Below are 10,168 nucleotides of genomic sequence, written 5' to 3' on the forward strand. Positions count from 1 at the left end.
AACGTGGGCGCTCTCGCCTCCGACGTTTTATCTTCATGATGACGATGAGTTTAGTAGCGAACAATCCGGAGTTTAAAGCTATGCATGCATACAATGTACAGGTAAAGAAGATAAAGAAAATGAGGTCCATTATGAAACTGTGTGGCAAATTAGCTAGAATTTTAGTTGGAATGGCTCGCAGCGGTGAAGCCTACAACCCTCCTAAAACGATGCCAATCCAGCTAGCAGTTTAACCTACAATTACCGTTTTGTTGTACGAGTTTTGTCTTATTCGCGGGATTTCAAAGAAAGCACGGAGTACCGGATGTATTTAACCAAAGGGCACCGACCCGTAACGATAGCAAGACCGGCCTCCACCCCTTGGACAGGTGTAACGAAGGAATGAAAGGGCATAGACCCGTTGAGACATGGGAGTGAAAACCTTCAGGGGCGGCGTGGAGAATGTGTGCAGTATATGGAAAAATACGGGGTTTTGATCTTCCCCTGTATTTCCTTGCGCCTTCATGTTGCTCAGGTCTATTATGAGGTCCCTCATCCAATCATTCTTTGCTTCTAGCAAGGGTGAAATCCTGTGAATAAGTGAGCATTCGTGTGAAAACTATATCGTACCGAGGGAGTTCAATAAAACAGCGGCAGTCTAGAACTTATTTTCTCGTCCCTGGCTGCCGCTATTTCTATTACTGAGGTCAGTCTAATGTAGTGTAGTGCTTAGAAAATTTAATTTAGCCCATCACTGTAAATTGGAAACAGGTACAAGGATTTTAGGCGTTGACTTAGGGCTGAAAGTTCCTGCGGTAACCATCACAGACGATGATAAGGTTCGCTTTTTTGGGAATGGACGAGAAAATAAATACATGAAACGGAAGTTTCGTAGTGTTCGTAAAAAGCTAGGAAAAAACAAGAAAATAAAAGCTATTCGCAAATTAGATGATAAAGAACAAAGATGGATGAAAGACAAAGACCACAAGGTTAGTCGTGAAATCGTCAGTTTTGCAGTTGAGAATCAGATTTCTGTCATTCGCTTAGAGCAACTAACGAATATCAGGCAGACGACAAGAACAAGTCGTAAAAACGAAAAGAATCTACATAAATGGTCTTTCTATCGTCTATCTACTTTCATCGAGTACAAAGCAAACATAGTTGGGATCAAAGTAGAGTATGTTAATCCTGCCTATACAAGTCAATCATGCCTGAAATGTTCCGAAAAGAACAAGGCACACGATAGAACATATAAGTGCCAATGTGGATTCGAGAAACATCGTGATATTGTGGGAGCGATGAACATTCGCTACGCACCTGTGGCAGATGGTAACAGTCTGTCAGCCTAAGATACAACATGCACTGTCTTAGGAGGGGCGATGACACGCCCTAATCTTGAGAGTTGTCCAAAGCAGAAATGGATTGAGGACGTTAACTACTCAAGAATCCCAGTCACGTTAGTGACCTTGCGGCTTTAGCCGTGGGAATGTCAAGTGAACCATTTTCTCATACATTGAGTTCGTACTAGTAACAAACACTAGATCCAAGTATCATTGGCTGCAGTTAATTCGGACTCAGTACCGTCATTGTTTACTATGCTTCTAGGCTCCACCAACATGATATGGCATTCCTTTTCGGCGGAAGGCTTCATCTCGATCCCCTTCGGGAGAACAATCATCTCACCCTTGGAGATTTTAACCTGACCATCACGAAAATCAATGATCATCTCCCCTTCGATCACCATAAATACCTTATCGGTCTCTTCATGACTATGCCATTCAAACTCCCCGGCAATCTTAATGAGTTTAAATTGATAGTCATTCATTTCACCAATGACTTTCAGAGACCAAAGATCGTTAAGTTCAGATAGTTTCTCATTTAGATTAATCGCTTGGTAATGGATAGTAATCACTCCTTATTTTTTGGCCTTCAAGCTACCGTTACAGTGAACAGGCAAGAGCTAACCATTATCTACTTACGCAAGGCAGTTAATATATTTTGCATAGCGTATTCAGTAGCTAATGGCCCACCAGTAATAGCGGAATTATCCATTAAATAGACATTGCCTTTCTTTACGGCATTCATAGCATTCCATACATTACTTTGTTTTAAGCCATTCATTAATTGTTCCTCTTTTGTAATGTCACCTATAAGGAAAATATGGTCTGCTTGAACAGTTGCAATTCCTTCAAACGTAGTAAATTCATTATTAGTACCTACAAATGTATCTGGTGTAAGCCCCAGTCCCTTTTCTTTATCAAACGCAAGTGTATAGACAGGATTTCCTTCACCTAGAACATTAAAAGTTTTTCCATCCCAAGACAATATAAGTGCTACTGACTCTCCTTGAATCGACTTTAATGCTTCACGCCCAGTTGTGATTTCTTTCATCATTTTATCAATTACTTTTTCCGCTTCGTCTTCTTTTCCAATGATCTCGGCTACTGTACGGAGTCCATATTGCCAATTTTCATAGATATCCTTGGATTTTAACGTAATGACTGGCGCAACTTTTTCTAGTGAATCATACAATGCTTCATGATGTTCTGTTGCTAAAATATAATCAGGCTTAATAGATAGAATTTTTTCAATATTAGGAGACACTTTATTTCCTAATTCTTCTGCTGAATCCATCTTTCCTTCTAAATAAGATAAAGAAGATAGATATTCTTTTTCAGTAGAAGCAGCAGGCGGCTCGCTTAATGCAACTAATATTTCAGGATAAAAATACCATAGCGAGGCCATTTTTTCTGGTTTTTTCTCGATAACAATTTCTTTACCTAAGGCATCCTTAAATGTTCTTGGCCAAGTTGCATCCACATTAACTGCTGATGTAGATGCGCCTTCTGTAGTTGATCCTTTATTTTCAGCAGGTGTTTCATTACAACCTGCTAGTAGGCCTGCTAATAATAGCATTGAGATTAGCAGGCCTTTAATCTTTTGCATACGAAATTCCTCCAACATAATGTTTTCTTTGGCTTACCATTAGTATAGTAAAGTAATTTTTAGATTAGAATGGATGCCTGTTGAAATTAGCATGGATTATTGATGAACTTCTCTCGATATTCAGTAGGAGAAATACCAAATTGTTTCTTGAACACTCTACTAAAATAAAAGGGGTCAGCAATTCCAACAGTTCGCGCAATTTGTTGTACAGGCGCATCACTTGTAAATAGCATTTCTTGCGCCATATTTATACGATATTTTAATAAATATTGTGCTGGTCCCATACCTGCATGTCTTCTAAATACGTAAGAAAGCCGATTTCGATTAACGTTATGTTGTTCTGCAAGCGATGCTATTGTAAGGCTTTGATCATAGTATTCATGAATATAATTAGATACCCGTTCGAATAAAGTATGCGATTCACAGCTGTTTTGCCTATTATCAACACATAATAAGGCTTCATTCAGTACATCACGAAACAGCATTTCGGTCTGAAACATCGAAATGCCTCCACGCTGATTATACACATGCCAAAGACGCATAATTAATTCGATAAGACGAGGAGATTGTCCTGTTGATAATTCAAAATGCTGATGAGAAAAGCTTGACTCTTCTAGTTCCGAGTTACATACCCGGTATAGTACAAGAATATATTCCCAGTCGGTTTTACCAGACATTTTTTGAGCTAGTTTCATTTTTGCACCCCCATGCACAACTTTTCCTGGGGAAAAGATATAAGGCGTGCCATTAAATTCAAATTGCACCTTACCTGTAAGTGGAAACACAAATCCAGGAAAAGAATCTGTATAGTCAGCGTAAGGCACACCTGGATTTCTAGCATATCGATATACTCCTTCTACTTGAAAAGGAGTGTGTGCAAGATGCTCTGCTAACTGATTAACGTCGATTTTCACATTGCATACCTCATTTCAATAGTAGTTTACCGGTAATCCTGAGATCGATCGTTGTACATCCTGTGCGGCTCTTGACCACAAGCAGTACATACGATTCAACAAGCTGCTGTTCCAGTTGTCAGGTGAGGAGCAATTCCGCTTTGCGTAGCTTATACCACAGTTCTTCCAACTAATCAGCGGATAATTCGGAAGGAAATATTGAAGGTTTCAAGATGTAATCGCTCCTGACTTAATTCGATTTTCCGAAAGGCTCAAGCAGCATATCGACCAGAGAAGAGGGATGCTCCGACTGTCCGGCTTCTTCGTTCTCTTAAAGCATGCTCAAAAACTCTTCATGACTCGGGCCCCTCTTTAATCGATTGCAAAATCCGATACAAAATGCCCACTTTATTTGGCCTCCTTCAATCCGGTCAGACACCGGACAAATCGTTTGCCGAACGTTCGGCAGTCCTCGCATTCCTGCTGACTCGGCGATAATTCGATTTTCAGCCCCGGCAGCTCCCCGTCCCTCCATGTATAAGCGCCCAACAAAATACAATCATAGTGTTCCAGCTCGGAGGCATTGGCATCGAGAACCGATTTTAAGGTCAGTTCCCCTCCCTCCTCACGTATCCCCTGAGCGATGGCTTGAGCATTTCTTCTATATTGCTCGTCATGCTACCATAAATCAATCTAATAGCCGCCATAATCCGAATCTCCTCCTTTAACTGGGCTGTGTAAACTCGGAATCAATCAAAAATCTGCCGCTGGAATGCGGAAAGGTGGGCATGAGGACTCTCGTCTATTTTTACATTATTGATAACGATTATCATTGTCAACCTATATGGACAATAAAAATGCCGCACCCGGCTAATGTACTTATTGATGATCTTCTGAAAGAACTTACAGAAATACTAAATTTTACTTTATATGGACTGCGTCGTTTGAAAGACAACGGTTACGTTTTCACTCCATCAAAAGCAGCAGATGAGATATTAGGATCATATAAGGAAGAAATTAATCCGGTCGAAACGTTCGTAGAAGAAATCATTGTTAAAGGAACCCCTGACGATCGTGTGCTCCATAAAAATATAGGTGAAGCGTTCCGGGCTTGGTGCAGGAAAGAAGGCCATAACTCTCTTAGTCAATACACACAGAATCGACTAATCCAAAACACTAAAGACATCTTGAAAATGAAAGGATTTACGATCGATGCCGTAAGGAGCAATGGCGATCGTGGACTTTCAGGAATACAGCTTAAAACTTTTCCCCAATCAAACTGGCTTGCTAAGACGGATCAAGAAGAAGGTTTTGATATCGATGACATGTAGTAATCTTGTTGGCATCAGCGAATATTTTTGGGGAAAGTGGCGGCAGGGTCAATCCAATGCCAACTACATTTTGCTTCGACCCTGCCAGAGTTGAACGGGGAGAAGGGGAGGCTCCCGTCTTACGCTACTGAAGTAAGTAAAGGAATAAAACTCTCCGAATATGTGGTTCCAAGAGACTAATCTCTTCGGAAAAGGAATATAATTATCAGAACAAGCCACCCTTTCCTATTTAAAGGGAAGAGTGGCTTTTCTATGGCCAAAAGAAAATAGAGGTACATATCGTATTTCTACTATCTCAGGAGGGTTCATCACTATACAGCTTGACAGCTCTCTCTCATTTTAACAATATTATTGATATCAATGATATTATTTTCCTAGGAGTTGAACCAAGTTGACTTATCAAATTGTACCAAGGAAATCCATGGACTTAAGAAATTGCTCTTCGATTGGCGATATCGCAATCTTTGGTTTCAAAACTACTAAAGGAGTAATTACCTTCCATTTTTGCAGAGTCAAAAACTCCCTTAGAACGGTATTTAAATACTCAAAATTTCGTCCTATTTATGATACGGTTCACCGTAACACAAATAGAGCGAAATTGAAGGACGCCTGATGGGGCGCCCTAAGACGGCAATGTAATAAACAAATTCCTGTTATGGCGGTATCCATTTTTATCCTTATGGAAAAGGTGCTTAGTCCATAATCCTTATACTATGCATCTTTTCAGTTTTGTTAAACAGAACTCATGAAACACATTTGGCTCTTCAAAGTTAGGCGAATGGGCTGAATGTTCAAACCAGATGACCTCCTTATGCGGGGCACTCAGCTGTTCCAAATATTCGACAGCAAGCTCAAATGGAACATTATAGTCCCGGCGGCCACAGCAAAAGAAAACTGGAACTTTTATCTCACGAACTTCCTGAAAGAGATTTACAGAGTTCACTTGTTCCTCCAGGTTTTTCAGAGAAAATGCAGCGCCTTTGGCAAAACTAATTAACCCTAACAGGCCAAGGTCGCGGGCGGTTATATTCTTGATGACCATACCGATTGCCGTTCCGTTCACTGTCTGACCGCCGAATTTTCCAAGCCATTTTCGCTGTATGCCGCCCGCTTTCAGATTTACATAAGGAGGTTCGCCTATGTGTTCCAATTCTCGGACAGCCTTTTTATTGCCGATACGCCTTGCTTCGTCTATTGTGAATTTATAGGACAGCAATTCTCCACGTGCCATATCTGCAACTTGTCCGATACCGACATACGCCCACAACAAATCAGGGCGTTTGGCCGCAAGATGCGCGCCGATGATGCTACCCCATGAATGGCCTACAAGAAACAGTTGTTTTTGCTTGAATCGCTTCAATAAGCTCTCCACAAGCTCCTCTGCGTCTAAAACGAACCGTTCAATCAGCATATCATCTTTTTTTATTTTGGATGAATACGACCTGCCTGCTCCTCGCTGATCCCAGTTTGCAACAATAAAGTCTTTTTCCAGCGTTTGTTGTGCTTTTCGGGAAAAAGCAATCTGCGCCGTACCGGGGCCACCGTGTAAAAACAGTATAATTGGATTGGAAGTGTTTTCTGACCTTAAAGCAATCCATTGTTGAGTGTCACCAATTTCGATTGCTTCAATAGTATCAATATGGCAGAGATTATTCTCTGAATCCCTATTAAGCTTGTTATCCTTTTTGTTCATTCTTTACTCCCTCCAGTTAATTCAATAATTATTCCCGTTAAGACGAACCGTATCACAAGTAGTGGTAAAGCGGAAAAATCGATTTCAAACCTTGTCAAAGATCCAGAGACATTCCCAACAATCCATAATTTACATTAGTGTATTCCCAAGTATCGGATGAATCTGAAAGTTGATAGTTATCTAAAGTGCTATAAGATGATCGTTTGATTAAGAAGCTGTTTCATTTACAGTTAAAGGGACACGTTGATATTTTCCCAGCGCCCCGTACTTCAATAATTTCCTCCACTTCATAATCTTCCTCTCCCGTACAAAAAGCGATTAGATTGATATATTTATTCTATTGCAGTATCTCGATCTAATTAACTGGCTTCGGATGGATACCTTCTCCGTCTGAGGAATGAGGTTTGTGTATTGGATGCGTTTATACAAGTAACACGAAAAGACACATCTCTTTGAGATGTGTCTGCAATCCAATTTATATCTATTCACGCTCTTTACTAAAAAAATTCGTACTATTTGTGATACGGTTCACCGTATCAGGATAAAAGCGAAAAGAGCGCCACTCTAAAATGGCGCTCAATCCGATTTTGGATATCAAATATTTCTTTTTCAATTATATGGTCTGTTGAGTTCTCTAAGAAATTCTTCATATGAAGTTTTATACTTTTCTAAATATGACTCATCACACATACTTATCTCGAACAAGAAAGCAATGAGTTGTTCATAACTGAGTCCTATCTGTCTAGGAAATTCGTTTATCCAATCATGATGATCTCTACCGTCAAGACTATGCAGTGCAGCATTTATCCTCTGGATATCCCGCCCTGAAATTTCAGAAAGCTGGCTTCTCATCGATTTCGCAATCATTTTTAATAGCTGTTCGGGGGCTAATTCACTCGGTAGATATGAATAGTTCCAGTGTTTATTCTGCACTTCTAGTCTACCACGTTCGTTACCATCAAACATTCCAATGAGCTTAAACCAATGCCCCACAAACGGAAACTCCCGAATCTGCTGTAGGATTTTTTCCTTAGATCCAATATCAACAACTTCATATTCTTGAATTATACTCGGGTTAAATCTAGCTAGCCAACATTTTGTTAGTTCTCTTGCACATCTATCCTCCACCAAAATTACACCCAGCTTTTGGGGTTTTAAACCAAGAGAGTTCATATATTCAGATCCATTGTTTGGTATAGATACCTCTACTGAATCATTGACTCTGTTAAGAATTCGTACATGTTTAACGGGTATATTTTTTATTATACTCGGCGAATGGGTAGTCAATATTACCCAATGCCGTTTCTCAGCGGAAATTTTCGCCACAACATCCAGTAAGGCTTCTTGCGAACGTGGAGCCAAATAGCTTTCCGGTTCCTCCATTAGGACAACAGAATTCTTATTCAACCGCAGGAGATTCCACAAAATGTAATGTAGTGATATCTCACCTAAGCCCATAGCCTCTGAACCATATTCAACCCCATCAGATACCACCTTAAAATAGGGGACAATCCCATAACTCTCAAGTTCTAATTCGTATATTTCACAACTACTATAATCTTTGCCAACAATATATGAAAGGTGGGATTTTTCCTCTTCAGATACAAGTCTAGGCTCCTCAGATTCTAATAATTCATCAAGATTCGGCATGTTGGAAAATATGTCTATTAATGAAGGTGCTTGAATAGAGCCATCTATCCAAACAGATTCTACGCTAATAGTTTCTGGTTCTGCCTCAACTTTAGTAGATGTAAAATTAACTTTTCTTGTCAATAAGTTCCCGGAATCGGTGAACTCTCCGACAAGTTCAGCCCCCTCCAACTTTACACTAATCGACTTATTACTAGACAATCGTTCTGATGAAAGTACACTTGATATAGCATTCAACAAAGTACTTTTTCCTACTCCATTACCACCACATATTGCTGTTATTCCCCCTGAAAACTCAACATCTCCCGCCCCAATACCTTTTAAATTTCCATATACAATTCTTGATACCTTGAACTTAAACGGTTTCTCGTATAAATTCCTCCAGTAATCACCGACCCTAGCTGTTCTCATATATCTGTACCCCATTCAAAATCATCAATTAATAGGAGAAGATCACTCTCTAGATCAAAACTACTGTATTGGTTTAGTCTGTCTACTAATTTTCTTATTTTAGACAGCAATTGGTAATCAGTTGAAATATCATTATTCTTCATAAAATAATTTATCCAGATAACAACATCGCGTATAAGCACTGATGATACATCAGCTACTCTTGAGCTTGATCGATCTGAGAAAATACTAAAAAGCGCCCCTGATATATTATGGGAAAAATCAAAATCTATGTAACCAGTTTTATATGTATTTCTTGAATTCTCAAAATCGAAAATAAAATAGCCTAATTCACTTACTTTTAAATCTTCTTGCTGGTCTTTAACCCGTGTTAAAAACAATAACCAGCTTAATAAGGTTGCTTTATTAAATTTTATATTTCCCTCAATATATCTTATCACTTCTGAAAACAAAATAACTGTACTTTTCGCACGTTCTACTGCTTGATAAGTAAATCCATCTTCATTTCTAAATTTATCAGCCAATATACTTGCTGTTATTTTGTCTCTCAAATTTCCAGCATCTAAATATAGGCATAGACGAGCAATAACATCATCATATGCCATTCTTGAATTTGAAAAGCCTATCTCTTTTCTTGAAAGCCCACATTCCGAAAATAACTCAACAATCATTTTAACTTGTTCCCGCGCTGGTCCGTAAAAAGCATTTCTTTGTTCAGCAGAGGTAAGATTAGTAGGCTGATTAAGTCTATAGAAAAGCTCACCTGGCTCGCTGGGTAAATAATCAGTAATGCTATATACTCTTATAGTAAATTTGTCAAATTTCCTTTTCCAGTTTGGGGGAAGTTCGCTATACTTTATTCCATCAAGTTTACATATTTCTTCATTTAACGGTTCAATTGTTCCATCGATTGAGAACTGTCCGCTAACAAAATCCCTTATGGCAACTAAACGTTGTTGGCCATCTAAAACATCCTGCCTACCACTTTCTTTAATTTCAACAACATGTATTGGTGGCACGTGCCAATCCCTCAAAATACTGTCTATCAATCTAACCTTCTTAGATTCTCCCCAAACTTCTCCCCTTTGAAAGTTTGGCTGTAAGTTAATATCCCCATCTTTGATCCGGTTCACAATTGTACTTATATCTGGGTCAGACGGCATAAGCCTCATGTTATTATCCTCCAATATAAATAGATAATATCATTATAACTTTTAAACTAAATAAGTTGTACTATTATGATAATTCGCCCTACTTATGATACG

The 10,168-nt window shown here is 39.2% G+C and carries 7 protein-coding genes and 3 pseudogenes; 3 read left to right on the plus strand and 7 right to left on the minus strand.

From position 1 onward, the window contains the following. Positions 1–233 (plus strand): annotated as a pseudogene (locus A372_RS38240) (IS110 family transposase); the annotation flags it as partial. Between the two features lie 510 nt (positions 234–743). Beyond that, positions 744–1,328: pseudogene (locus A372_RS32825) on the plus strand (RNA-guided endonuclease TnpB family protein); the annotation flags it as partial. A 188-nt stretch (positions 1,329–1,516) separates the two neighbouring features. Here the strand turns inward: A372_RS32825 and A372_RS0100935 are convergent. The 4 genes and pseudogenes from A372_RS0100935 to A372_RS35795 form a co-directional block, all read right to left on the minus strand. Beyond that, a complete protein-coding gene (locus A372_RS0100935) occupies positions 1,517–1,882 on the minus strand; it encodes a cupin domain-containing protein (RefSeq protein ID WP_026010820.1) in 366 nt (121 codons plus the stop codon). A gap of 68 nt (positions 1,883–1,950) precedes the next feature. Then, entirely contained in the window at positions 1,951–2,925 is a 975-nt protein-coding gene (locus tag A372_RS0100940) for an ABC transporter substrate-binding protein (protein ID WP_019418975.1), read from the minus strand. 86 nt (positions 2,926–3,011) lie between these two features. Next, positions 3,012–3,839 (minus strand): helix-turn-helix transcriptional regulator, encoded by an 828-nt coding sequence (locus A372_RS0100945; RefSeq protein ID WP_019418976.1) that lies wholly within the window; start codon positions 3,837–3,839, stop codon positions 3,012–3,014. Positions 3,840–4,226: 387 nt separating this feature from the next. Further along, positions 4,227–4,525, minus strand: a pseudogene (locus A372_RS35795) (flavodoxin domain-containing protein). 81 nt (positions 4,526–4,606) lie between these two features. Between A372_RS35795 and A372_RS0100955 the strand changes: the two are divergent. Next, positions 4,607–5,149, plus strand: coding sequence for a hypothetical protein (locus A372_RS0100955; protein WP_019418978.1), 543 nt, complete (start codon positions 4,607–4,609; stop codon positions 5,147–5,149). Between the two features lie 706 nt (positions 5,150–5,855). On the opposite strand, the gene A372_RS0100960 is transcribed toward A372_RS0100955, so the two are convergent. The 3 genes from A372_RS0100960 to A372_RS0100970 all read right to left on the minus strand — a co-directional run bounded on the left by A372_RS0100960 (position 5,856) and on the right by A372_RS0100970 (position 10,075). Next, on the minus strand, positions 5,856–6,842 hold the full coding sequence (locus A372_RS0100960; RefSeq protein ID WP_019418979.1) for an alpha/beta fold hydrolase: 987 nt from the start codon (positions 6,840–6,842) through the stop codon (positions 5,856–5,858). 609 nt (positions 6,843–7,451) lie between these two features. Then, entirely contained in the window at positions 7,452–8,903 is a 1,452-nt protein-coding gene (locus tag A372_RS0100965) for an ATP-dependent nuclease (RefSeq protein WP_019418980.1), read from the minus strand. Then, positions 8,900–10,075 carry a DUF262 domain-containing protein gene (locus A372_RS0100970; protein ID WP_019418981.1) on the minus strand — a complete coding sequence of 392 codons (1,176 nt, stop codon included), beginning with the start codon at positions 10,073–10,075 and terminating at the stop codon, positions 8,900–8,902. Before A372_RS0100970 ends, A372_RS0100965 begins: the two co-directional genes overlap by 4 nt. Positions 10,076–10,168: the final 93 nt, after the last annotated feature.

Source organism: Paenibacillus sp. OSY-SE, from assembly GCF_000283315.1.
In the GTDB taxonomy this organism is placed as follows: Bacteria; Bacillota; Bacilli; order Paenibacillales; family Paenibacillaceae; genus Paenibacillus_B; species Paenibacillus_B profundus.

Excerpts from the sequence above, each read along its gene's own strand:
- A372_RS0100940 (WP_019418975.1), bottom strand. The coding sequence starts at position 2,925 with ATGCAAAAGATTAAAGGCCTGCTAATCTCAATGCTATTATTAGCAGGC.
- A372_RS0100955 (WP_019418978.1), top strand. The coding sequence starts at position 4,607 with ATGAGGACTCTCGTCTATTTTTACATTATTGATAACGATTATCATTGT.
- A372_RS0100960 (WP_019418979.1), bottom strand. The coding sequence starts at position 6,842 with ATGAACAAAAAGGATAACAAGCTTAATAGGGATTCAGAGAATAATCTC.
- A372_RS0100965 (WP_019418980.1), bottom strand. The coding sequence starts at position 8,903 with ATGAGAACAGCTAGGGTCGGTGATTACTGGAGGAATTTATACGAGAAA.
- A372_RS0100970 (WP_019418981.1), bottom strand. The coding sequence starts at position 10,075 with ATGAGGCTTATGCCGTCTGACCCAGATATAAGTACAATTGTGAACCGG.